Origin of the sequence: Bacteroides sp. MSB163 (genome assembly GCF_036416795.1) — a bacterium.
In the GTDB taxonomy this organism is placed as follows: Bacteria; Bacteroidota; Bacteroidia; order Bacteroidales; family Bacteroidaceae; genus Bacteroides; species Bacteroides maternus.
The window spans coordinates 3,252,455-3,277,769 of sequence record NZ_CP143867.1 but is presented as its reverse complement, the minus strand read 5'-3'; the positions used below and the strand labels follow the sequence as shown (position 1 = coordinate 3,277,769).

General features: G+C 43.3%; 13 protein-coding genes and 1 pseudogene. 8 read left to right on the top strand and 6 right to left on the bottom strand.

The genetic code is table 11. The annotated features are described in order from the left end of the window. Positions 1-44: 44 nt before the first annotated feature. From VYM24_RS12000 to VYM24_RS11975, 6 genes are all read right to left on the bottom strand, one after another. A complete protein-coding gene (locus tag VYM24_RS12000; RefSeq protein ID WP_299096629.1) occupies positions 45-1,850 on the bottom strand; it encodes a RagB/SusD family nutrient uptake outer membrane protein in 1,806 nt (601 codons plus the stop codon). A 44-nt stretch (positions 1,851-1,894) separates the two neighbouring features. Continuing rightward, the gene (locus VYM24_RS11995) at positions 1,895-4,723 is read right to left on the bottom strand and encodes a SusC/RagA family TonB-linked outer membrane protein (protein WP_330940127.1); all 2,829 of its coding nucleotides are present in this window, start codon (positions 4,721-4,723) and stop codon (positions 1,895-1,897) included. A gap of 29 nt (positions 4,724-4,752) precedes the next feature. Then, positions 4,753-6,615 carry a RagB/SusD family nutrient uptake outer membrane protein gene (locus VYM24_RS11990; RefSeq protein ID WP_291554247.1) on the bottom strand — a complete coding sequence of 621 codons (1,863 nt, stop codon included), beginning with the start codon at positions 6,613-6,615 and terminating at the stop codon, positions 4,753-4,755. A gap of 12 nt (positions 6,616-6,627) precedes the next feature. After that, entirely contained in the window at positions 6,628-9,777 is a 3,150-nt protein-coding gene (locus tag VYM24_RS11985; protein ID WP_291554249.1) for a SusC/RagA family TonB-linked outer membrane protein, read from the bottom strand. Positions 9,778-10,691: 914 nt separating this feature from the next. After that, positions 10,692-12,620, bottom strand: a complete 1,929-nt coding sequence (locus VYM24_RS11980; RefSeq protein ID WP_330940126.1) for a sialate O-acetylesterase — start codon at positions 12,618-12,620, stop codon at positions 10,692-10,694. A gap of 26 nt (positions 12,621-12,646) precedes the next feature. Further along, positions 12,647-15,142, bottom strand: a complete 2,496-nt coding sequence (locus tag VYM24_RS11975; protein WP_330940125.1) for a glycosyl hydrolase 115 family protein — start codon at positions 15,140-15,142, stop codon at positions 12,647-12,649. A gap of 722 nt (positions 15,143-15,864) precedes the next feature. On the opposite strand from VYM24_RS11975, the pseudogene VYM24_RS11970 reads away from it, so the two are divergent. From VYM24_RS11970 to VYM24_RS11935, 8 genes and pseudogenes are all read left to right on the top strand, one after another. Further along, positions 15,865-16,102, top strand: a pseudogene (locus VYM24_RS11970) (hypothetical protein). A 400-nt stretch (positions 16,103-16,502) separates the two neighbouring features. Continuing rightward, the gene (gene miaA, locus VYM24_RS11965) at positions 16,503-17,423 is read left to right on the top strand and encodes a tRNA (adenosine(37)-N6)-dimethylallyltransferase MiaA (protein WP_291554255.1); all 921 of its coding nucleotides are present in this window, start codon (positions 16,503-16,505) and stop codon (positions 17,421-17,423) included. A gap of 79 nt (positions 17,424-17,502) precedes the next feature. Further along, positions 17,503-18,429: a diacylglycerol/lipid kinase family protein gene (locus VYM24_RS11960; protein WP_291554257.1), complete on the top strand. Its 927-nt coding sequence runs from the start codon at positions 17,503-17,505 to the stop codon at positions 18,427-18,429. 36 nt (positions 18,430-18,465) lie between these two features. Beyond that, entirely contained in the window at positions 18,466-19,266 is an 801-nt protein-coding gene (gene kdsA / locus VYM24_RS11955) for a 3-deoxy-8-phosphooctulonate synthase (protein WP_007212749.1), read from the top strand. Between the two features lie 230 nt (positions 19,267-19,496). Further along, positions 19,497-22,334: a M16 family metallopeptidase gene (locus VYM24_RS11950; RefSeq protein ID WP_291554260.1), complete on the top strand. Its 2,838-nt coding sequence runs from the start codon at positions 19,497-19,499 to the stop codon at positions 22,332-22,334. Positions 22,335-22,439: 105 nt separating this feature from the next. Further along, positions 22,440-23,933: a DUF5687 family protein gene (locus VYM24_RS11945; RefSeq protein ID WP_330940124.1), complete on the top strand. Its 1,494-nt coding sequence runs from the start codon at positions 22,440-22,442 to the stop codon at positions 23,931-23,933. A gap of 8 nt (positions 23,934-23,941) precedes the next feature. Next, positions 23,942-24,772: an ABC transporter ATP-binding protein gene (locus VYM24_RS11940; RefSeq protein WP_330940123.1), complete on the top strand. Its 831-nt coding sequence runs from the start codon at positions 23,942-23,944 to the stop codon at positions 24,770-24,772. Beyond that, positions 24,769-25,281 carry a C40 family peptidase gene (locus tag VYM24_RS11935; protein ID WP_330940122.1) on the top strand — a complete coding sequence of 171 codons (513 nt, stop codon included), beginning with the start codon at positions 24,769-24,771 and terminating at the stop codon, positions 25,279-25,281. Before VYM24_RS11940 ends, VYM24_RS11935 begins: the two co-directional genes overlap by 4 nt. The last annotated feature ends 34 nt before the right edge of the window (positions 25,282-25,315 follow it).

Below are 25,315 nucleotides of genomic sequence, written 5' to 3'. Positions count from 1 at the left end.
GCTATTTTCATTTATTCAGTTTATATAAGTTCGTTTACTACCGCTTACCATCCTTTGTTTTGGATGAGAGCATTAAACTTCAATATTTCACCATAAGGAACAGGACCGTAGTACATATAATCCTTATAGTCACGTTTCTCCACTTCTACCACTTCGTATTTCGTTCCGGTAATTTTCATACCTTTCACGGTTTCATTCAACTTGTTGAGATCCACTTTCCAACGGCGTAAATCCCAAAAACGGAAGCCTTCGAAACAGAGTTCCAAACGACGTTCGTTACGAATAAGCTCACGCATCGCATCTTTGTCATTCTTCACTGATTCCAGATAAGGATCACCACCATTTTCACCAATACCGGCACGTTGGCGGATAGCTTTAATCACATCATAAGCAGAATAACCATGAGTGCCTTTTCCTTGCGGTCCCCAAGCTTCATTAGCCGCTTCAGCATACCCTAAGAATATTTCTGTGTAGCGAATCCAAGGTTTAATATGGAAACCATTTGTTGTGTTATTTGGATCGGCATTCACGTTCATATCCAAAAATTTACGCAAATAGTAACCGGTACGCGTGGAAGCACCGTCAAACTTATTCATGGCATCGTTATTATTTCCATCAACTGCAGTAGTAATGACACTGTTTGACACCCCCGCCTTACAACCATTATAAATAATGTATAAAGCCAGACGAGGGTCGCGGTTGGCATACGGGTTCTGAGGATCGTAGCTGGCTTTCGGATCGCTGATGGGATAACCGTTCGCTGCCGGAAAAGCGTCTACTAGGTTTTGAGAAGGATTGACCCTGCCCTGGCCGAAGAGCGAAGGCGGATACTGCGCCTTCTCAAGGTCGGCACTCTCGTTCTTGTTGCTACGCCACAAAATCTCGGGACGGTTGTAACCGGCTTTTAGATTCTGAATACCGCTATGGTCTTCATACCACTTATTACCTGTAGGATCGATACCTGCAATCGGATTACTACCTAAATCAGCAAGCACTTCGGCCATATCATTGGCAGCCTCTTCCCAAGTTACTTCCGAACCTTCGCTATAGGCAGGACTGGCTGCAAGAAGAGCTGCCTGAGCACGAATGGCACGAGCCACACGAGCACTCATACGATTTTTAGCATGATCACCAAATACACGGTTGAACAAAGCAATATCTATGTCCATTTGTGCATATTTACCAGGTACTACCCCTGTCTTCTCGTCCAAATCACCATATTCTTCGGGAAGCATTTCCACAGCTCTCTCCACATCTTTATTCAACAGTTCGATACACTCCTTGAAAGTGTTACGGGGTTTGTTGAAATCCGAATCAACAGTTTCCGATTCTGTCAGAATAGGAATTCCCAATAACTGTCCATTATCCGCCCAGCCCGAACAACTCAGCAACAAATGATACATATAGAGAGCACGCATTCCGTATGCATCTCCTTGGAAACGCATCTTAAACAGTTCGGAAGCTTTAGGATCTCTGGCCCATTCCACGTTTTCAGATATTTCAAGAAATTGGTTGAGATATTGCCAGGAAGCACGCAAATTCTGCCATCTATTCAAATCTCCGGGAGTGTTGTCCGAACGCCAGGCACCGGCAGCCATCTTCCGGTAGCCGTTATTCACATCATTGGATACAGCATCATCAGTAGCCACTTCCGTGAAAGACCAGTTGTTGGCATTCTCACCCAACGGATTGCCAATGTAGGCATGCCCTAACAAACCAACAGCCCACGAAGGCATGTTTTCCAAATCAGACGGTTGCTTGAAGTTTTCCACCGCCGGCTCAAACAAGTCGTCGCAAGCGGAGAATGCTATCAGAAATGCCGTTGATAAGATGATATTTTTTAGTTTCATAACTTCTTAGTTTTTCAATCTTCATTATTAAATTTATCATTTTCTTAGAATGTACCTTTGAGACCAAGCTGGTAGAAACGTGTCTGAGGTGCGCTACCCACATTCAATTCCAAAGCCTTACGTTCCTTGGCAATGGTAAGCAAATTGTTGGCGTTGACAAAGAAACTCAAACCTTTGACAAAAGATCCTCTCAACACCTCTTTGGGCATATTATAGGTAAGCTGAACCTGAGTCAGATTGAATCGGTCGTTCTTGTACATCCAGAAGTCCGAGGTACGGAAGTTGTTGTCACCACCGGTAGTGGTCAGACGAGGATAAGTAGCTGTAGCTGCCGTCTCAGGAGTCCATCGATTACGTACCACTTCAGAATATTTACCGTCACCCTTCACCCAATAATATGAATTGTCCTTCATGCCATAGCCACCTATGTAAAGATTGCCCATCACATACAGAGTAAAGTCACGCCATTTGGCAGTCAAGTTAATACCACTCATAAAGGGAGAGTCCCAACGTCCCAGGAATACACGGTCGTTGTCATCAATCTTACCATCGTTGTTCTGATCTTTATAACGGATATCACCGGGCTTCACGTCACCGAAAGTTTGTTTGGGAGCAGCCTCAATCTCAGCCTGGTCATTGAAGAATCCTTCGCTCTGTAATCCCCAGTGTCCGTTCAATGGACGACCTACAGCTGACAAATATTCAAACTCAACGTTCTCATCACGCTTTTCAGCCGTGCTCTTATACCACATTCCGCTCACGCCAAGCGTCAAGTCCATTTCACCCACTTTCTTGTTGGCATAAACACTGAAATCGAAACCTGTCCGCTTATCCTCATTGAAGTTTACATAAGGAATAATGGATGATGACGGATAGCCCACTTGTGTGAAATAAATCGGATACAATGAGCTGGTACGAGCCAAACCGCCATCCATCTTACTGGTGAAGAAATTGAAGTCGAATGTAAGTTGCCTGTTCCACATAGAACCACGCAACCCTGCCGTGAACTCTTTACGCTTCACGAAAGTCATGGCAGAGCCGTCTCCACGCTGGAACTCAGTAGCAGCCAGACCGTCATTGTCACCCCAACTATACCAACCACCGGGCTGTACCACCGGTTTGTAAAGGAAGTAACCGTCTTCATTGTCACTGGTAGTAATATCAAGATCCTGATTGATGATACCTGCCGAAGCAGTAAGCATCAAGTTGTCAAATATTGAATTTTCCATGAAATCTTCTTTTGCAAGATTCCATCCCAAAGTGACTGTAGGAGAAAACGCCGCACGGTTACCTTCGGGCAACTTTGTGGAATAAGGCATTGCAGCACTGAAATCCGCATAATATTTATGCTGATAGTTGTAGGATGCCTGAAAACCTAAATTGGCATTGGTAGTACGGTGATAATGTCCGCTACGTTGGGTCTGCCATGCATTGGCCAGCACCATGGCGAACACATTGTGGTCTTCGTTGAAAGTGTTCTGGTAATCGAACTGACCGGAAACGTTGTAGGTATAACGGTAGGCCGAATTGTTGATATTCTCAACACCACTTTTTTCATCCTTGCCATATTGCGTGATACTTGAAATGACATCATGCCCGTTATAGGTACTCCATACCGGTGCGAAAGTAGCATAAGTGCTACTATATCCCTGATCATAGGTAGAAGCATAGTCAATACCATATTTGGCACGGAAATAAAGTCCTTTAAGCAAGGGAGAAAGATTGACATCAAAACGCGTATTGAACTGGAACTGGCGGCTCACAAACTTATTGTCGCCGGCCGCGTATGCATCAGCCACCGGATTAGTGGGATTCTGCTGCGTACCACCAAAGAAGTACTTGCCATCTTGAATATAATTACTGTTAAGCACAGTGCTCAGGGAATTTTGGTCTACATCCTCAATATAACTCAACGGAATAAACGGAGACACCAGATGAGGACGTAACGTAGCAGCTTGCCCCCACCAGTCTACATTAGCCGAATAAGAATCATAAAACGTCACATTAGCATCAGCTTGCGCGGTGATAAGTTTATGCAACTTCATATCCACATTTCCACGAACAAAGAAACGGCTGATGTAGTTATCTTCCGTATTACCCACTTTAAGAAGCGAAGATTCGCGATAGTAACCGGTAGAAGTATAATATTTCACTTTCTCGCTACCGCCCGAAATTTCGGCAATCGCTTCCGAACGGTTGTATGCCTTCCTCAAATATTCGGAAGAATACATGTCGAAATCAGGATAACGATAGGGATTCAAACCCGAAGCATGATTGTAAATATCCTCCTGCGAGTAATTGGCAGTAAGACCATCATTGAGACGTGCCTCATTATAAAGGGTCATATACTCTGCCGAACCCAAATATTTCGGGTATGACTTAGGAGTATAAAAACCGCTGTTAGCGTGAATATTTATTCTGAGGTCACCCACTTCGCCACGCTTGGTGGTGATGGAAATGACACCTTTAGCCGCACGCGGACCATAGAGCACTACAGCAGAAGCTCCTTTCAAAAGGGTAATCTGGTCTATCTCGTGGGGAAGCACGTTATTCGCATCACGCACCATGCCATCTACTATGACAAGATATTCGTTGTTTCCCCAGATATTACCGTTAAAACCGCCAACTACATTGTCAACCAGACTCAAACTATAAGTTGTATATGTCTTTTCTGACATTTCTTTCATATCAATGACCGATACTCCACCCAACAGGTCATTACGGTCTATGGAACGAAATGCCACTTGCACCTTCTGAAGCGTATCGGCTTGGATTGCTTCCACCAAGTCAGCCAGCGTCTCTTGAGCGGCAACGCGTGTGTAAGCAAAGGCCAACGCCGCACAGAATACAAGTCCTTTATATATATGTTTCATTTTTTATAGTCTTTATGTTAATAAAACCATTACCAACCGGGATTTTGATAGAATTCCGGATACATCGTCACATCGCTTGTCTTGAACGGCAACCAATAGTGCTTACTTGTCAATTTACGTTCCGTCACCACCTCTTCACGGAAGTTTATAACTTTACGTTCTTTAGGCTCAGCCTTAGGGTCAAATGCCTCTGCACGATCAAACAGTTGCTTGGTTTTGATATTGTAAGGATATTCAGTCAGCAACTTCCAACGGCGCAGGTCATTGAAACGATGTCCTTCATAAGCCAGTTCCACGGCACGTTCACGACGAACTTCACCCATGAATTTCTCCAAGTCGGTTGTGTAGCCGTCAGCAACATCCCCCACACCTGCACGTTCACGGATCACATTCACCGCTTCTACAGCACTCTTTGAAAAAGAGGTAGATTTGCCGTTGGCAGAACCGTAGCCTTGCGCGGCAGCTTCGGCATACAATAAATATACTTCCGCCAAACGTAACCATGCCAAATGGAAATGAGTAGCTTTCCCATAACCATAGTCCTGATCACCCTTATTGGCACCCAATGGAATAAATTTATAGTTGAAATAGCCTGTACGACTGGTTTTCTGAGGATCGTTACAACAGTTTCCACCTTCGTAAAGATTGGCATACTCATACTCTTTATAGTCCGCTGCATTTTTGATCTGCTTGACACCATCGTAAATAAAGTTATTATAAAAACGAGGGTCGCGGTCTTTCCACGGCTGTGACTTGCTAAAGTTGGAGTTGGGATCATCAAGAGGCATACCGTTCGCCATACCAAAATAATTCACGTAATTAGCTGCAGGGCAAAGAATGATACCATCACCGTCACAAATATATGAAAGTTGATAGGAGTTCATCTGACGCCAGTAGGAATCAGCACCGAAAGTAGGGCTACGCATGATGGCTTCGGTACCACCGGGCATCAGCCAGTTCTGCTCTTTGGTATAGAACAGGTTGCTGTAATGTTCGAAATCTACCAAAGCATATTGGGTCTGGCCACCCTCTACCATTGCAAGTACCTTACCCAGAACTTCGGCAGCACGTTTACAATATTCCGCATCGTAAGAACGGTCACTGTTTTCCCCTCCGTTCTTCATCAAAGGACTACCGGCATAAAGCAGACACTTACCTAAATAAGAGAGTGCCCAGATTTTGTTGGGACGGAAAGCATTATTGCCTTTCGTACGGTTACCGGCAGCAGTATCATCCCAGTCGACTGGAAGCAGGTCAGCAGCACGCTGGAAGTCTTTTGCCATCTTCTCGGCATTTTCCTGATAGCTTTCGCGCGGCATATTGAACTGTTCGACTGGAGAAAGAGGTCTTTCCAGATATGGCAGACCACCCCAGTAAGTCGTCAGCTGAAAGTAGAACCAAGCACGGAAGAAATAAAGTTGACCTTCAAGAAAATCACGTTCTTCTTGTGTAGCATCCTTCAACATACCATTCTGCAGAGCCTCAAGACCAAGATTGGCCTGACGGATAGCATACCAGCCCCCTCCCCAAAGGGACTTGGCAAAACGGTCACCGTCCAGCGACCAACTTCTATCTAAGAAACAATCTCCCTTACCAATATAAGTACGATAGTTTCCACCATCAATGGCATATCCCATCAAGTACTCACCATTACCAGTAGTAATCACTTCATCGTCACCCCAGTTAAAAGAGCTAACCCAATAATGCTTTGCTAAATCGGGAATGACATTATACATTACTTCAATAAATCCTTGAAAATTATTAAAGTTCTTAAACGCATCTTCTTCTGAAAGAACAGAGTCAGAATCTCTTTCCAAATAGTCGGTACACGAAGTAAAAGCGAAACTGACGGAGAGCAATGCGAAAAGTATGTAAAAAATCTTATTTTTCATCTTCCGTTTATATTAAAGTGTTATTTTAAAACCTAAATTGAAACGACGCTGGGTAGGATATGCGCTCCATCCACCGGTATTCGATTCACGGTCATCAGGCATATCGGTCCAGAGGAAAAGGTTATTACCGTTGACAAACACCTTCAAGCTACTCAATCCCGAAGCCTTCAACCATTTCTCCTTAGAGAAAGTATATGAAAGTTCAGCATACTTCAAACGAGTGTATGAACCGTCAAAAAGGAAGCGGGTAGCATCTGTATATTTGCTTGCCTGATTCAGCCAGCGAGGCAGAGGTACATCAGCATTCTGATTGTCCGGACTCCAATAGCTGCCTTCGAAGAAAGCCGTATTTCGCGTACCACCCAAGCTGGTCAAGCCAACAGAACGGCTCACATTGTTTACTCCATAAAACTGAACGAAACAGCTCCAACCTTTATAATCGAAACCTATCTGAAGGTTCATTGTATTCTGTGGAATACCCGTATAGCCATAAGGAATATTATCATCCTGAGTAATCATACCATCGGCATCATAGTCAAGAATTATATAGTTACCCGGTTTACGGTTCTCATCATATTCATCATGTGCGGTACTACCATAAAGTTCATCCCAACTGTTGTAGTAGCCATGATCTACATACGAATAATTCTGATTAATGCCTTTGTTGGCCTTTTTCTGATACTCCGGCATAAGGCTGGGGTCATCCGCTTCCTTGATTTCACTTACGGCATGAGTAAGAGAAGCATTTCCCCAAAGACGCCAACTACGCGTCAGTTGCTTATTCCAACGGATTTCCAATTCGTAACCTTTGCTATCCACTTTGCCCAAATTGGCAATAGGAGCTTCCGTACCGAAGTATGAAGGAATAGCACGCTGAGTACCCGGAATCAAAATGTCGGTACGCTTTTCCTTGAAGTAGTCGAACGAACCGGAAATAACCCCTCCGAAAAATGCAAAATCTGCTGCAATATCAAGTTTAGTGGCCACCTCCCATTGAAGTTCCGGATTACCCATCTGTGTCTGTTGCCACCACTTGTAAGGACTTTTGGCAGGATCTACCCCGGTCAACGACTGACGATAATTGCCACCATTGCTCCAAACATCCATATAACCAAAACGATAATCTTTATTCCCTACCCGTAAGCCATCTTGACCAATCTGACCATAAGATGCACGGAGTTTCAACATATCCAACCACTTCAGGTTAAGCTTCTTCACCAAAGGTTCTTCCGAAACCATCCATCCGACAGCACCGGAATTGAAGAAAGCGAAACGATTTTCCGAAGAATAAAGGTCAGAACCGTTATAAGCACCATTATACTCCACCATATAGCGACTGGCATAATCGTAAGTCGCACGGAATACCCAGTTTTCACGACGAAAAGGTTGTTCGCTACCTTTTGCATATTGTTCGCGAGTGAAGTTACCCATAGCACCCACTGTATGATCACCAAATTTGTTGGAATAGTTCAACTGTACGGAATAGTCCATACGACGGTATGTTTCACCATTATTAACAGAACCCGCACCCGTTTTCCAAGCATTGTTATTCTTGAAGTCAAACTTATATAATGCATCTGTACTGATATCGGTGTATTCTTTACCAGTCTCAGGATCAATCCATTTGTGAGCTTCATCTTCCCAGTCAGTTGTATCATCCACACCACGGCCTGTTTCACGGAAAGCATTATCAAAAGCCAATTTAGCCTGCACGTTCAATCCCTTAAGCAGGAAACCAAGATCCTGTTCGAGGGTAAAGTCAGTATTCAAACGGTCATCGGTGGTATAGCCGATACCGTTAACACTAAGGTCTTCATAACTATTAGTAGCAGCCTGAGTTGGGTTAGGTTGGTAATATCCGAAAGTACCATCGCTATATACAGGCATAAAAGAGTCGGGTGCAATACCATAGAAAGCACTCCACACCAAATTTTCATACTGCCCCTGCGTGGCTTTCTTTACCGCATGAGAACCAGACAGATTAAGATGCAATTTGGTAGTCTTGGTAAGATTGAAGTCAAGGTTACTGCGTACATTTATACGATCATAGCTGAAACCCGGATCGTAACCTTTCACGTTGGTTACTTTCTTATATATATCTCCCTCATGTGCAAAGTCGGCGGAAGCAAAATACTTCACAAACTTCGTTCCACCACTAATGTTCACGTTGGCATTATAAGACGTAGCGACATCTTTCAACAGATAATCTACCCAATTCATATTAGGATAACGTTCTGCCTCAGCCTGATTCGCCGGATGACGATACTTATGCAAACGGTCCTGAGTCAGATAATAACTCCATGAATTCGGGTGATAAGCCAGTTCATTTTCTATAACTTGATTACGGAGTGAAAGCGCATCATACGCATCCATCATGTCAGGCAATTTAGAGTAAGTTTTCAGCGTCGTGCTGGCATTGACATTAATCACTGCCTTACCTTCTTCACCACGTTTAGTAGTAATCAAAATTACACCATTGGCACCACGCACACCAAATACAGCTGTTGCCGATGCGTCTTTCAATACAGAAATGGATGCCACTGAATTAATATCCACTGAAGCCATAGGACGTTCTACACCATCCACCAACACAAGCGGATCACTTGAGTTCCATGATGTCACACCACGAATAGTGATCTTCGGATCTTCATCACCCGGTTTACCTGTATCAGTCATGGTTACTACACCAGGAAGATTACCAGTCAGAGCCTGTCCCAAACTTGTCACACCACCCGTACGTTCCAAGGTTTTGGAATTGGTCTGTGCAATGGCACCTACAACTGAGGCTTTCTTTTGCTGACCAAAACCTACCACTACTACTTCTTCCAGTTGTTGGCTATCATCTTCCAAAATCACTTTAATCGGTTTTTGAACCGTTGCTTTCACTTCTTGTGATTTCATACCGATAAATGAAACAACAAGAGTTACATTATCACTAGGAACAGCCAACGTAAAATTTCCATCTATATCTGATATCGTACCTATTGAAGTGTTGCCTTTCACAACGATGGAAGCACCAATTACAGTTTCTCCAGTGCCATCAAGAACTGTTCCTTTTACCGTTACCCCATTTTGCGCTAAAGTTGGCAAGCAACTTAATAGCAACAAAACCAGCAGATAAGGGATCTTTTGGATTTTTTTTGTTACATTTTTCATTACCATTAGTTTAAGATATTAAAAACTACATTCTCTTTTTTCCACTAGCTATTATGGATAGCTTTAGCTGTCATCATACTTGCATTTCATAATCAATTAGTCTTTTAAGATTAATAATTCAACGGTTAATAATCATATTACTATTATTACATATATTAGCGTTTCATGCCATAGGAGGAAAGAAAAGTATTTTCCATACGTATCTCTCCAAACAATATAGCGTGCTTTTTCATAGCAGCAAATGTATGCATCAGAAATGGAACAGTGGGCACGATCATGCTACACATTTTTTTGATAGCATTACATCTTTCTTGTCGATGTTACATTCTTTTTTGACTGCATTTCATAAATCTGCATATCAATCTATTAATCAAACAATTACAAATAAGACAAAGAGCATATTTTGAGACATCACATAGTGGATAAAAAGCCTCTTCAAAGAGAAAAAAAATAAGCTAATAAAAAACCAAAAATTATGATATAAATGCAAGAGAAAACAATGTGGTAACGTATCACAAAAAATATGTAACCCACTTGTTAAAGCAAAAAAACAACTTTCCTTCATTTATTACGGCAACACATCCATTAACATTTTTAAGTCTTTTTGATTATATTCAACCAAGATCAGACTGGATATAGGACATCTTTCAGAAATGAATCTTAAACAATCGGAAGAAATCCCTCAATAATATCCTTAATTATAATTACCACGTACAGAAAGAAGCTTTTTGAGAACAGATACTTTATTTATCAAAGGAAGAATTAGAACAAAAAGAACTAATAGGAAAAAAGGTAAGATCCAAATTAAAAACGAGGTTGTCTCAATATGAAGTGACCCAAAAAGTTAGACAAAAAACTTTTAGATTCACTTCATATTGAGACAACCTCGTCTATTTTATGTATATTCAGTATTAAGTTTACTATCGTGATACATCCATTTGGAACGGCGAAGCCGGAAGCCCCGCTTTATTCTTCAAATTGGCCTCCTGGGGATTATCATCCCAGGCATAACGCACTTTTACCGGTTGAGTTATCCCTTCACTCCAGACCACCACTTTATTACCTTCCACGGTCGCCTCAGCCCATTTAAAACGTCCGTCCGCTCCCGCCAGCGCAAAACCTTTAAGTTGAGCTACAGGCATTAAGTCATCTGTTCCCGCCTCAAAAGACAGAATGATCTTTCCACTTTCAACAGATGCATCAGTACACAACGGACCGCTATGAACCACATCCTTATGCCCATATACCTGCTTCTTGACCTGAAGCGCTACCCTCCTTGCCAGTTCCTTCTTATTCAGCGGATGAATATCATTCCACTCTCCTAAGTCTATTGCCACAACCAAAGAGGTATTAGGCAACTTCAACGTCACCTGCCGCTGTGCTTCACGCATACCTGCCCAACCACTTTCCACAGGTTGCTGATGCATCTGCATAAAATTGGGTAGCTGCATAATAAAGAATGGCAAGTCTTCATCTGCAAATTTCACCCGCCAATCTTTAAGCATGGCAGTCAATAAAGCTTCATATTCACCCGGACGTCCTGCATTCGATTCGCCCTGATACCACAAAGCTCCCTTAAAAGTAAGATTCCGCAAAGGAAAAATCATGGAATTATACATACCAGTCGGAATGTTCTGAAAAGATACACCTCCTCTTCCGGCAGGCATTTCACAACCCAACCTATACTTCCATTGCTCGGACAAGCGAACCGTATCCCCATCTATCGCCATGCAATAGGGTTTACCTTTTACAAAGCTGGGACGACCACCGGAATTAATAAGACGTACCGTAACCAGATTCTCTCCCGCTTTCAACACCGATGCAGGAACTTTATAAATGCGCGGCGGATATTGATAGGAAGTAGTGCCTACAAAAACGCCATTCACATACACAGAGTCCGCATTTACCATACAGCCCAAACGCAATATGGCATCCTTCTCAGCCTGTCCGGATGTAAGGCAAATATTCTGCCGGAACCAGTGCGATCCACTTACCGGATAACCATCCTTACTGCCCAACTGATAAGAAAACATATTCACTTCCTCCCAGTCGGAATCATTCAATTCCGGTTCATACCATTTAACCGGAGCATGAAGACCTTCATCACCTTTATCTAAAGAGAGGTTCCAAAACCTCGACATCATTCCTCCCGCCTTATTCATCAATGCCTTGTATTCATCGGAGTTATAGATATCCCTCTCGCGCAGGTTCTTCGGGAATGCCTGAAGCGCATCTTCACTCATCCAGGCTTCAATAGAACTTCCTCCCCAACTTGAATTGATAATGCCGACAGGAACTTTCGTCTCATTATACATCTCTATTGCAAAAAAGTAAGGTAACGCGGCATAAGACTGGGCAACTTGCGGATTCAACGCTGTCCAGTTCATCTGAGATATATCTTCTTTAGGGCCATGTAAATCATTACCATAAGGAGTCTTGACATAGCGGATCATCGAATTCTCGTAAGTGGCAGTCTCCTTGCCAAACATATCCGCTACACGCGCCACCGTCAGTTCCATATTCGACTGTCCCGAGCACAACCATACATCTCCTATCAGGATATCCTTCACTGTCACTTCGTTCACTGTCAGCTCATAAGGACCACCGGCCTTCATTGCAGGAAGTGTTACCAGCCATTTGCCATTTTCATCGGTCACTACCGTGTATTTCTTCTTCTTGAGAGTTACTGTCACATTCTCACCCGGATCAGCCGTTCCCCATATCTTTATGGGACGTTCACGTTGCAATACCATCCCATCCGAAAGAACAGACGGGAGTTTCACCTTAGCCTCAGCCAACACGAAACAGATGCAGGCCAGCACTATCAATAAAGTAAATCTGTATTTCATAATCATTCCTTTCTCCATACTCTTTCTTATTTTACTGAACTCTCCGGCGCTCCCAAGAAAGAAGGTTTCAAACCTCCAAAGTCAATCATTATCTTCTGCATGACAAGTGCCGGATCAAGCGGACGGATGCGCAAGGTATGCTTTTCTTTCTTATCAAGCAAATGTTTCGTTTGGGTAGTGATGATGTGCTCCGCCTGCAATCTGCCAAGTTCACCTTTATAATCACCGTTGATGTTGACTATCTGTTCGTCGCCATCATCCAGTGAAACCGCATATCGCAGTCCTTTATAATCATTGAAATTCAATGTAGAAGAGAGACGTACGATAACTGTTGCTTCACCACTCTTCTCCGTTTCAAAGTCATATTCCAGATACATATCTTCTCCCGGAATAGCTGTGGAAGGCAAGGTAGTGACGGCTGACAAGGTACGTCCCAGATTAGGGATCGTAACCCAATTGGCAGATGCACCGTTCGCTGAACGGGTATAATGTTCTGCTTCAATAGATATATATCCATCCTTTTCTACAAACACAGGTAGCGCAGGAGCTATACGGGGCTCGGGTACAGAAGTCACTTTAGGCATTATATTGCGCTTCGGATCATTCCAGGATCTATATCCGATGTGAGTCTGATCCATGATATGATTCCATTTGCCCCCACTCATTACATGATTATAATGATAAGTCAGCACGGAGTCGCGCTCGAAACATGCACGTACCTTTTCCGCCCATTTATTGGCTTTCACATCATTGGCCTCTGCCAGTTTACGGTTCATTGCCACGGCATAGTACATATCATATAAGTTGGAACATGCCTGTATCGGGAAAAGTACCAGTTGGTCGAAAGCATCCCGGTATTCGGCAGGCATCAGATAATAAAGTTTCAAAGCATCCAGACACAATACAGCGTATTCATCTTTTACACTTTGCCATTCGTTATAATTTTCCAGGCTGTAAGTCCGGTCATTCAACATTTCCGGAGTAACCCTACGGTTGTATTTAGTATAGGTGTCGATCAGACGAGCCGCTTCTTCGGCATAGTATCCGCCAAATTGCTGACGACAGAAATCCACCGTATGCTGAAACAGATTATTTTCATTGAAACGTTTCGGTTCCCAGGCCATATCTAAAAAGAAGGTGATGGGATATTCCATCGGCTTCAAGTCACCTACGTTCACCACCCACAATTCGCGCACGCCATAGTCATAGGTCAGCATCATCTGCTCCCACGTGCGTTGTATCTGAGTAATATTTATCCATTTGGAGTTACGGGGAGCCCCTACATAGTCGAAATGATAATACATGCCGTAACCACCTTTACGAGGCTTCGCTTTCAAGTCGGGCAATTTACGTACATTGCCCCAGTTGTCATCACAGAGCAGCAGCGTTACATCGTCGGGCACTCGCATACCCTTATCATAATAATCCTGCACTTCCTTATAAAGCGCCCATACCTGCGGAGTTTCTTTTGCCTTCTTACCGGTTACTTTCTCTATGATTTTCCGCTGATCTTTCACGATATTCTGCAACAAGGAGATATTGGCATCTTCGCTCATCGGTTCATCGCCGTCGCCACGCATGGCAAGGGTGATCACCGCTTCCCAATCCTTGCAGCGTTCCATACCCTGCTGCCAGAAGTCGCGCAACACAGCACCGTTCGTAGTGTAATTCCACTCTCCTTTTCCACGACGTTTCCAGTCCTTTTGAGCCTGTCCCATCGGTTCATGATGGGAAGTACTCATCACAATTCCCATCTCGTTGGCCAACGGACCGTTCATCGGGTCATCATCGTAGAAAGCACTGTTCCACATGGCAGGCCACATAAAATTTCCTTTGAGGCGAAGCACCAGTTCGAACACCGTTTCGTAGAACTTACTATTGAACCCACCAAAGGTAGCAGACGCCCAGCCGCCTAAACTGGGCCATTCATCATTCAGGAAAATACCGCGGTACTTCACTGCCGGTTCACCATCGGTATATACACCTTCTTTAATAGATATAATATCATGCTTCTCCACCGGAACATCTGCCCAGAAATACCAGGGAGAGACACCCATCTGCCGGGAAAGCTCGTAAATACCGTAAATAGTTCCCCGCTTGTCACTACCTGCAATGACAATTGCCTCTTCTACTCCTTCCACGGGATGCTTCACCGTCTGAAGAATATATTTCTCACGTTTCCCCTTCAAATCTGCAGCTGGAATCTTTCCTGCCTGCACCAGTTGTTTAATCCATAAACTATTCTCAACAGAACCGACAATCAGCATACGGTTACCGGATGGGGAATGAATAATTTCCGGAGTAGCGCCTGTCACTTTACCTGCATCTGTCTGCAAATTAGCAACAGCCCTCAGCACTCCTTTATCTTCCTGCGAGTCTACCAGTATCGGATACGCCTTTCCTTGCTGTATCCAGGTAAAACCATTGCTCTTATTTGTCACAAAACGCTCTGCCGCCGACAAAGAGGGAAGTAACATGAAACTTACTAAACAATAAAAAATCCAACTAATTCTTGCTTTCATGGTAAGATACTTTTTAATTAACCTTCGTTTTGTACAAAGATAGTTCATTACAAAGTACTTTTCGAATCTTCGTGTTCCTATTTGCTACGGTCAATGTTACATCCCGTCTTTTCATGTTACATAAACTTACATTGATGTAACATCCGCTCAAAAAAATGGCTCTGGTCAGCCCTAAACCTGCATCTTGCCTTTGATTTACCTCCATCATTCATGTATAAGCCATGCAGTGCCTGCGGATAGATAAATCTTCAATATTTTCTTCGTTGTGAAATCTACTGCCATACTACCTTTATTTTATTGTCATTCACGCTCCACATCTTTTTGTCATCAGCGCACCCATAAAGCTTGATTCGTTATTATTAAGAAAAGAAGGAAACAAGGGGGATGGGTTGACAGCTGATTCATACCCCGTCCGCAATGAATAAAATGAAGTATCATCTTATACCTGAAAGACTGCAAGAAGAAAAAGAATATTGATGTATTGAATTACACTTGAAAACAAGTAATGCTATGATCCGGAACAAGTAATGTTGCGGATCATAGTATTGCTTGTTCTTATCAACAACAAACAATGTAATTTCAGGTAAGTCTGTATTCTGACCAATGCTAATTCGTGTTAGAACGGGTTATAAATAATCAGATTCTAAATCCTGATACCCAGACAAACAGATTGTAACCTGACTGAACAAGTTTAATGATATATTTGAAGTGTCATCCGGTTAATGCAACATCCCATCATGAGCAAACCTGTTTCTTTTTTGAGCGATTCCGAATGCCTGCAAGCCTATGATCTTATCACGCCTCAAATACCACCTCGGAGAATTGGCCTATCAATTAAATACCGACAACGAAAATATAATCCTGCACTACAAGGCTCTTCCCCACCTGTTAGAAAAAGGAGGGTTCGACCTCAGCCTCCGCAAATGGGCAGAACTGGTCAGTCTGAGGACAAAAGAATAAAAAAACAGTTCAAAGGTATGCCATTACATTGGAAGCCGTACCTAAGGAAAGGAAGTTATTACAAATAATGGGATGGAATCTTGAAAATTAGTGATTTGTCTGCAAAATACAGAAGCATAGGCATAAAAAAAGGAGTACCGCTGTACTCCAACCTTTGTTAACCTTAAATCTAATACTATGAAAAACACATTGCAAAGGTACGCACTTTTTTGAAAGTAACAAGTTCCGTGTGCGAAAACAACGTATTTATAACACCATTTAAGAGAAGACATTCTCTTTTTCACTTCCTTTTTCATATCTGGCTTTAAAACGAAGACAGGCCGCACTTTAGCATTAAAAATAATCAAGCTTATTTTGTATTGCTTTCGGTTTGCATTATCTTTGTAGAAAAAAACGACTTATGCCTGACTATGATTTGATAGCTATATTAGGTCCTACCGCTTCCGGTAAAACTCCCTTCGCCGCAGCACTGGCAGATGTTCTTGACACAGAAATCATCAGTGCAGATTCCCGGCAAATCTACCGTAGCATGGATCTCGGCACAGGTAAAGACCTGGTAGACTACACTGTGAATGGTAAACCAATCCCCTATCATCTGATTGATATTGCCGACCCGGGCTATAAATACAATGTTTTTGAATATCAGCGTGATTTTCTGATAGCGTACGAGACTATTAAACAAAAAGGGAAACTTCCTGTTTTGTGTGGAGGTACCGGTATGTATCTGGAATCCGTATTGAAAGGCTATAAGTTGCTGCCAGTTCCCGAAAATCCGGAGTTGCGTGCACGCCTTGCCGATAAATCCCTGGAAGAACTGACCGAGATGCTGAAGCAGTACAAAGCCCTACATAATACTACAGATGTCGACACCGTGAAACGAGCGATCCGGGCCATCGAGATAGAAGAATATTATGCACATACACCGGTAGACGAACGGGCGTTCCCGAAACTGAACAGCCTTATCATTGGTGTAGATATAAACCGGGAATTACGCCGTGCGAAGATATCCCGCCGCCTGCGTCAACGTCTGGACGAAGGGATGGTAGATGAAGTACGACGCCTGATAGAACAGGGCATCCAACCGGATGATCTTATCTATTACGGTCTGGAATACAAGTATCTGACTCTGTACGTCATCGGCAAACTGACATACGAAGAGATGTACAGGGAACTGGAGATTGCTATTCATCAGTTTGCCAAACGGCAGATGACCTGGTTCCGGGGAATGGAACGACGCGGCTTTACTATCCATTGGATGGATGCCGGGCTGCCTATGGAAGAAAAGATTGCTTTCGTACGAGCGAAACTCGAAGGGAATTAGTATCTTTGGGGCAACAAAGACAAAGACTGCGGGGAGAGTACAAAAATGATTATGTAGGACTTTACTAAGAGATAACAATATGAGTGTAGAACCCGAAAAGTGGGGAGTGATATACAATCCCAAAGCCGGCACACGGAAAGTGCAGAAACGGTGGAAAGAAATCAAAGAATATATGGACAGCCGAGGCGTGTCTTATGACTATGTGCAGTCAGAAGGGTTCGGATCTGTGGAACGTTTAGCCGGCATTCTTGCCAATAATGGATACCGCACCATTGTTGTGGTGGGCGGTGATGGAGCGCTAAACGACGCCATCAATGGTATCATGTCGTCCAATGCAGAAGATAAAAGAAAAATCGCCATAGGTATCATTCCCAACGGTATCGGAAATGACTTTGCCAAATACTGGGAAATGACTTCGGAATACAAAGATGCCGTAGATTGCATCATAAATAACCGACGCCGGAAGATAGACGTGGGATTTTGCAACTATTACGATGGTGAAAAGCATGTCACACGCTATTTCCTCAATGCAATCAATATTGGTTTAGGAGCCCGCATCGTGAAGATTTCCGACCAGACCAAACGTTTCTGGGGAGTGAAATTCCTGTCCTACCTTATGGCCCTTATCTCACTTTTCTTTGAACGGAAGCTCTACAGGATGCATCTCAAAATAAACGGAGAACACATCCGGGGACGTATCATGACGGTATGTATCGGCAGTGCATGGGGATACGGACAAGCACCGAGTGCCGTGCCGTATAACGGTTGGCTCGATGTATCCGTTATCTATCGCCCGGAGCTGTTACAACTCGTATCAGGACTGTGGATGCTTATCCAAGGACGTATTCTGAATCATAAAGTCGTGATGCCTTACCGTACCCAGAAGGTAAAAGTATTACGTGCACAAAATGCTTCGGTGGACTTGGACGGACGTATTCTCGACCGGCATTTTCCACTGGATATCGGAATTATGCATGAGGCGATAACATTGATTATACCCAACTAAGAATAACAATTAACGTTCACCATACACTAAATACTTATGATTGAATTAAAGAATAATCCTGCCGGAAACTTCTTTTTATTGGCAGGTCCTTGTGTGATTGAAGGAGAAGAGATGGCAATGCGTATTGCCGAACGTGTGGTAAATATCACTGAAAAATTACAAATACCTTATGTATTTAAAGGTTCTTATCGCAAGGCCAACCGTTCACGCCTGGATTCATTTATGGGAATAGGCGATGAAAAAGCGTTGAAAGTGTTACAGAAAGTACACGATACTTTTGGTGTACCTACGGTTACAGATATACATTCTGCGGAAGAAGCCGCAATGGCCGCCGAATATGTAGATGTACTGCAAATACCGGCATTCCTTTGCCGTCAGACGGATATTCTGATAGCTGCTGCAAAAACAGGAAAGGTGGTTAACATCAAAAAAGGACAGTTCCTGTCTCCACTCGCCATGCGCTTTGCTGCGGAAAAGGTAGTAGAAGCCGGAAATAAGGAAGTTATGATTACCGAACGTGGAACAACTTTCGGATATCAGGACCTTGTTGTAGATTACCGTGGCATTCCTGAAATGCAAACCTTTGGTTATCCGGTCATTCTGGATGTTACACATTCTCTGCAACAACCCAACCAGACAAGCGGAGTGACAGGTGGTATGCCGCAGCTTATTGAAACCGTTGCCAAAGCCGGTGTTGCGGTCGGTGTAGACGGATTGTTTATTGAAACACATGAGCACCCCGAAATAGCCAAAAGCGATGGTGCCAATATGCTGAAACTCGATTTACTGGAAGGACTACTGACGAAACTGGTACGGATTCGTGAGGCGATAAAATGATAATTTAGCGGGCGGATGCCCGCTAAAAATTGACAATTGACAGTTGACAATTGACAATTAGGCTGCGCTATATGAAGCTTAAACAATTATTCCGAATGATAATTGTCAACTGTCAACTGCGAAGCTCCGCTTCGATAAATTATCATTCATATAAAAAATAGATCCTTCCTGTGATTTCTCCTCTCCCTCTTCGACAAATAGGTCAAGAAACAATTTTAATTTTCATCAACATGAAACATTTATTTCACAGTTTACTGGTAGTAGCATTCGTTCTATGTGCCGGTTTCCAACAAGCGGTAGCGCAGCAAATGCAGTTCCCGCCCCTTCCCGTGGACAAGAATGTCCGTATCGGCCAATTAGACAATGGCCTGACGTATTACATACGCCACAATAAATTACCCGAAAACCGGGCTGAGTTCTATATTGCCCAGAAAGTAGGTTCCATTCTTGAAGAACCGCAACAACGCGGACTTGCCCACTTCCTGGAACACATGGCCTTCAACGGTACTAAGAATTTCCCCGGTGATGATAAAGGCCTCGGCGTCATCCCTTGGTGCGAAACCGTAGGTATCAAATTTGGTACTAACTTAAATGCTTATACCAGCATAGACGAAACTGTTTACAACATCAGTAATGCTCCGATTGACCGCGCCGGTGTATTGGACTCCTGTCTGCTGATCCTGCACGACTGGTCTAACTATATCCTGCTCAAAGATGATGAAATCGACAAAGAACGTGGTGTGATCCGTGAAGAGTGGCGCAGTCGCAACAGTGGTATGTTGCGCGTCTACACCGACCTGCTCCCGACTATATATCCGGGTGACAAATATGCAGATTGTATGCCTATCGGCTCTATCGACGTAATCAACAACTTCCCTTATAAAGATATCCGCGATTACTATCACAAATGGTATCGTCCCGACCTGCAAGGTATCGTTATCGTAGGTGATATCGACGTAGACGCTGTAGAGGCTAAACTAAAGGCAGTATTCGCCGATGTACAAAAACCGATAAATCCGGCAGAACGTACTTACTATCCTGTTGCTGATAATAAGGAACCCATCGTAGCCATCGGTACAGATAAGGAAGTAGACGACCCGTCGATTGAGATTTACTTCAAGCAAGACGCGACTCCTGATTCAGAAAAGAATAATGTAGGTTACCTTGCTTCACAATATATGACGAGCATGATCAGCAGCATGCTGGACGCCCGTCTGAGCGAATTGGTGCAAAGTGCTAACCCGCCGTTTACCCGTGCAAGCAGTGACTACAGCGACTTCTTTGTAGCCAAGACCAAAGAAGCCTTTTCGCTTTCAGCTTCAAGCAAAGCTGACGGCATTGAAACAGCCTTGAAAACCTTACTACAAGAGACTGAACGTGCACGTCGCTTCGGCTTCACCGAATCAGAATATGCACGCGCACGCGCCAACTATTTGCAGAGTTTAGAGTCTGCCTACAACGAACGCGAAAAGACCAAGCACGGTTCTTACGTAAGAGAATATGTACAGAACTTCCTGAATGGCGAGCCTATCCCGGGGATTGAAGCTGAGTACGCTATGATGAACCAACTGGCTCCGAACATTCCCTTACAGGCCATGAATATGGTAATGCAGCAACTCGTTCCGGATAGCAATCAAGTAGTAATAATTGCCGGTCCCGCAAAAGAAGGCTTGAAATACCCGACAAAAGAAGAGGTTATCAGCTTACTGAAAGGAATGAAAGATCTCGACCTGCAAGCATACGTAGACAAAGTATCTGACGAACCACTGATGAAAGAAGCTCCGAAAGGTGGCAAAATCATTTCTGAGAAAGAAGGCGACATCTATGGTAGTACAAAATTAGTTCTTTCAAATGGTGTAACTGTCTATGTAAAGAAGACTGATTTCAAAGCTGATGAAATCCGCATGAAAGGCACCAGTCTGGGTGGTAAATCTATTTTCCCCGACAAAGACGCACTGAACTTCGCCGTTATGGATAACGTAATTGCTGTAGGTGGTTTGGGTAACTTTAGCCAAGTAGACTTGACGAAAGTACTGGCTGGCAAGAAAGTTTCCGTCAATGCCGGTCTGGGAGCTACCACAGAAAATGTATTCGGTACCTGCTCACCAAAAGATTTTGAAACTATGATGCAGCTGACATACCTCACCTTCACCGCTCCCCGTAAAGATACGGAAGCATTCGAATCTTTTAAAAACCGTATGAAAGCTCAATTGGAAAGTGCACAGGCAAATCCTCTTTCTTCTATAAACGACTCTTTACAGAAAGCAATGTACAATAATCATCCGCGTGTAGTAATGATGAAACCGGAAATGGTGGATCAGATTGATTACGACCGTATCCTGGAAATGTACAACGACCGTTTCAAAGACGCCAGCGACTTTACATTCTACTTTGTCGGAAACATTGACCTTGAAACAGCCAAACCACTGATTGCCGAATACTTAGGTGCACTGCCTGCCATCAATCGCAAAGAGACCTTCAAAGATACGAAGATGAGTATACGCAAAGGTGTGTACAAGAATGAATATGCCAAAGAGCAACAAACTCCTACAGCAACCATCGTATTCCTGTACAGCGGTAAAGCTCCTTATACTTTAAAGAATGACATTTTGCTGAGCTTTGCAACTCAGGTTCTTGATATGGTTTATACTGAAGAAGTACGTGAAAAAGAAGGTGGCACATACGGTGTAAACTGCTATGGCGACTTACAGAAGTATCCGAAAGAACAATTATTGTTGCAGATTGTCTTCCAGACCGATCCGGCTAAAAAAGATAAACTGGCAGGTATTGTAGTAGACGAGTTGAAGAAGCTTGCAGCCGAAGGACCGTCAGACGTACATTTGCAGAAAGTGAAAGAGTACATGCTGAAGAAATATGCCGACAACCAGAAAGAAAACGGATACTGGATGAATAATCTGAACGATTACTTCTATTATGGCATGGACATGACAGAAGGATACACAGACATCGTAAACAGCATCACAGCTAAAGATATCCAGAAATTTGTATCTGACCTGCTGAAACAAGGGAATGAAATCGAGGTAACCATGACGGTACCCGACAAATAGTGATAAAGGATAAGTGATTAGTGATAAGTGACCGCATTCTCACTTATTACTAATCACTACCTTCCAATCACTCCATTAATCACTAACAACTAATCACTAAACAACATGAATCTATTTCTTGAGCTACGCAGACACGGGAAGTTAGCTGAAAAGCGGCATCCGATGTACGAGAAAAGTAAGTTCGGAAAGTTTTGGATGTACTTCATGAGTGTGTTCTGGGCAGGCTATCTCATTTTCTTCGGAACAACATTCGCTTTCGCCTTCGACGGAGGCGCCAAAGAAGCCTATCACGTAATGAACAGCGGCCTGATCTTCATACTCGCCCTGGACTTCCTTCTGCGTTTACCCTTCTTGAAAACACCGACACAGGAAGTTAAACCTTACTTACTGCTCCCTATCAAAAGGAGTCGTCTTATCGACTTCCTGCTCCTACGCTCGGGACTTAACAGCTTTAATTTGCTTTGGCTCTTTCTGTTTGTTCCGTTCGCTATTATCACTGTTACCAAATTTTATGGAATAGGAGGTGTATTGACCTACTGCATTGGTATTTGGTTGCTCATCGTATTCAATAATTACTGGTATCTGCTATGTCGTACGCTGATGGACGAACGCATCTGGTGGGTTCTCTTACCAATAGTCATATATGGAGGTATTGCAGCTGCACTTTTCATTCCAGATAACAGTCCGTTATTCAGTTTCTTCATTGATCTGGGCGAAGGATTTATCACGGGAAACATACTCACATTTATCTGTGTCCTGGTAGCCATTACCCTCATGTGGTTCATCAACCGGAGCATCATGCAAAAACTGGTCTACAACGAACTGAATAAGACAGAAGACACTACCGTTCAGGTAAAAACCGTATCCGAATACAAGTTCCTGGACCGTTATGGCGAAATAGGCGAATACATCCGTCTGGAGTTGAAATTGCTACTACGCAACAAGGTGTGCAGAAAGTCACTCTATTCCGTTACCGCCATAGTACTGATCTTCAGTCTCACCATCAGTTTTTCTGATATTTACGATGGAGGTATGCGCGACTTTTTCGTACTTTACAACTATATCATCTTCGGAATTCTCTTCCTCTCGCCACTGATGAGCTACGAAGGCAACTACATTGACGGGCTGATGAGCCGCAAGGAGTCCATCTATTCATTGTTACGTGCCAAATACCTCTTGTACAGTATCGCTCTCATCATCCCGTTTGTGCTGATGATACCAGGCATGGTGACGGGTAGAGTATCTGTACTGGGATGCATTGCCTGGATCGTATTTGTTCCGGGTGCCGTATACTTCTGCCTGTTTCAATTGGCAGTGTACAACAACAAGACGCTCGACCTGAACGCCAAAATGACCGGACGGCAAAATGTGGGTACCGGTTTGCAGAACCTCATTTCAGGAGCTGCATTCGGAGTGCCGTTGCTACTATTCTTCGTACTGAATGCGACGGTGGGTAAAGAAGTAACCCCATGGATTCTCTTAGTCATCGGCATACTATTCATCGCAACTTCAAGATGGTGGCTACGGAATGTATATCACCGCTTCATGAAGCGCCGATATAAGAATATGGAAGGATTTCACGATAGTAGACAAAAATAATAACGAATATGATAGAGATTAACCAACTTCAAAAAAACTTCGGCGAAAAGAAAGCCGTAGATATCGAGAAATATAGCATCTACCAAGGCGATATGTTAGGACTGGTAGGTAACAATGGTGCGGGTAAGACTACCCTCTTCCGTCTGATACTGGACCTGCTACAGGCAGATCTGGGAAATGTGACAATCAATGACATTGATGTATCCAAAAATGAAGACTGGAAACAATTCACAGGTGCTTTCATCGATGATGGTTTCCTGATTGATTACCTCACTCCCGAAGAATATTTCTACTTCATCGGTAAAATGTACGGTCTGAAAAAAGAAGAGGTAGACGAACGTCTGCTTCCATTTGAACGCTTCATGAATAATGAAGTCCTCGGACAAAAGAAATTCATCCGTAACTTCTCTGCCGGAAACAAGCAGAAAATAGGTATTATCTCCGCCATGCTGCATCATCCGCAATTGCTGATCCTGGATGAACCGTTCAATTTCCTTGATCCGAGTTCACAGTCCATCATCAAGCACCTGCTGAGAAAATACAATGAAGATCATCATGCCACAGTCATTATTTCAAGTCATAACCTGAACCATACGGTGGATGTGTGTCCGCGTATTGCTCTGATGGAGAATGGAGTGATTATCCGTGATATTCAGAATGAAAATAACTCAGCTGAAAAAGAGCTTGAAGACTACTTCAATATCAGAGTAGAAGAAGAAATTGAAGAAGAGATGATGGAAATGACGGCCCAGGAAACAGCAATTCAAGAAGTGCCAGTTCAAGAAACGCTCGTTCAGGAAACAATTGTTCAACCGGAAGAGAAAGAGAAACAAGCATGAAGAAATACCTCTCTTATATAGTTGCACTTATCGGACTGACCTTTAGTTTAAGTTCTTGCCATACATCAGCACCTCGTCTCGACTACAAAGCGCTGGCAAAAGCTTCTGTCCGCATGGGAATAGACATAAATAAGGAAGATAACCACAAATTGTACATAGCCTCTGCGGAGTGGATAAGTGTTCCCTACCGCGCAGGCGGTGACAATAAACGCGGAACAGATTGTTCCGGACTGGTATCACAACTCTATAAGCAGGTATACAACATCCGTTTATCCAGAAGCACCGACAAACAACTCAAAGAAAGCAACAAAGTCTCCCGTCGCAACCTGCGCGAGGGAGATTTGGTATTTTTCACCAGCCGTGCATCCAAGAAAAGAGTAGCACATGTGGGTATCTATCTTAAAAATGGAAAATTCATACATGCCAGCACAAGTAAAGGAGTTATTGTCAGCAGTCTCAACGAGCAATACTACACGCAATACTGGCTTCGCGGAGGGCGAGTAAAATAATAAGCAATATTCAAATAAACTTTAAATAGAAAAA

Bases quoted from the DNA above. Each gene is read 5' to 3' on its own strand.
- VYM24_RS12000 (WP_299096629.1), bottom strand. From the start codon at position 1,850: ATGAAACTAAAAAATATCATCTTATCAACGGCATTTCTGATAGCATTC.
- VYM24_RS11995 (WP_330940127.1), bottom strand. From the start codon at position 4,723: ATGAAACATATATATAAAGGACTTGTATTCTGTGCGGCGTTGGCCTTT.
- VYM24_RS11990 (WP_291554247.1), bottom strand. From the start codon at position 6,615: ATGAAAAATAAGATTTTTTACATACTTTTCGCATTGCTCTCCGTCAGT.
- VYM24_RS11985 (WP_291554249.1), bottom strand. From the start codon at position 9,777: ATGGTAATGAAAAATGTAACAAAAAAAATCCAAAAGATCCCTTATCTG.
- VYM24_RS11980 (WP_330940126.1), bottom strand. From the start codon at position 12,620: ATGAAATACAGATTTACTTTATTGATAGTGCTGGCCTGCATCTGTTTC.
- VYM24_RS11975 (WP_330940125.1), bottom strand. From the start codon at position 15,142: ATGAAAGCAAGAATTAGTTGGATTTTTTATTGTTTAGTAAGTTTCATG.
- miaA (WP_291554255.1), top strand. From the start codon at position 16,503: ATGCCTGACTATGATTTGATAGCTATATTAGGTCCTACCGCTTCCGGT.
- VYM24_RS11960 (WP_291554257.1), top strand. From the start codon at position 17,503: ATGAGTGTAGAACCCGAAAAGTGGGGAGTGATATACAATCCCAAAGCC.
- kdsA (WP_007212749.1), top strand. From the start codon at position 18,466: ATGATTGAATTAAAGAATAATCCTGCCGGAAACTTCTTTTTATTGGCA.
- VYM24_RS11950 (WP_291554260.1), top strand. From the start codon at position 19,497: ATGAAACATTTATTTCACAGTTTACTGGTAGTAGCATTCGTTCTATGT.
- VYM24_RS11945 (WP_330940124.1), top strand. From the start codon at position 22,440: ATGAATCTATTTCTTGAGCTACGCAGACACGGGAAGTTAGCTGAAAAG.
- VYM24_RS11940 (WP_330940123.1), top strand. From the start codon at position 23,942: ATGATAGAGATTAACCAACTTCAAAAAAACTTCGGCGAAAAGAAAGCC.
- VYM24_RS11935 (WP_330940122.1), top strand. From the start codon at position 24,769: ATGAAGAAATACCTCTCTTATATAGTTGCACTTATCGGACTGACCTTT.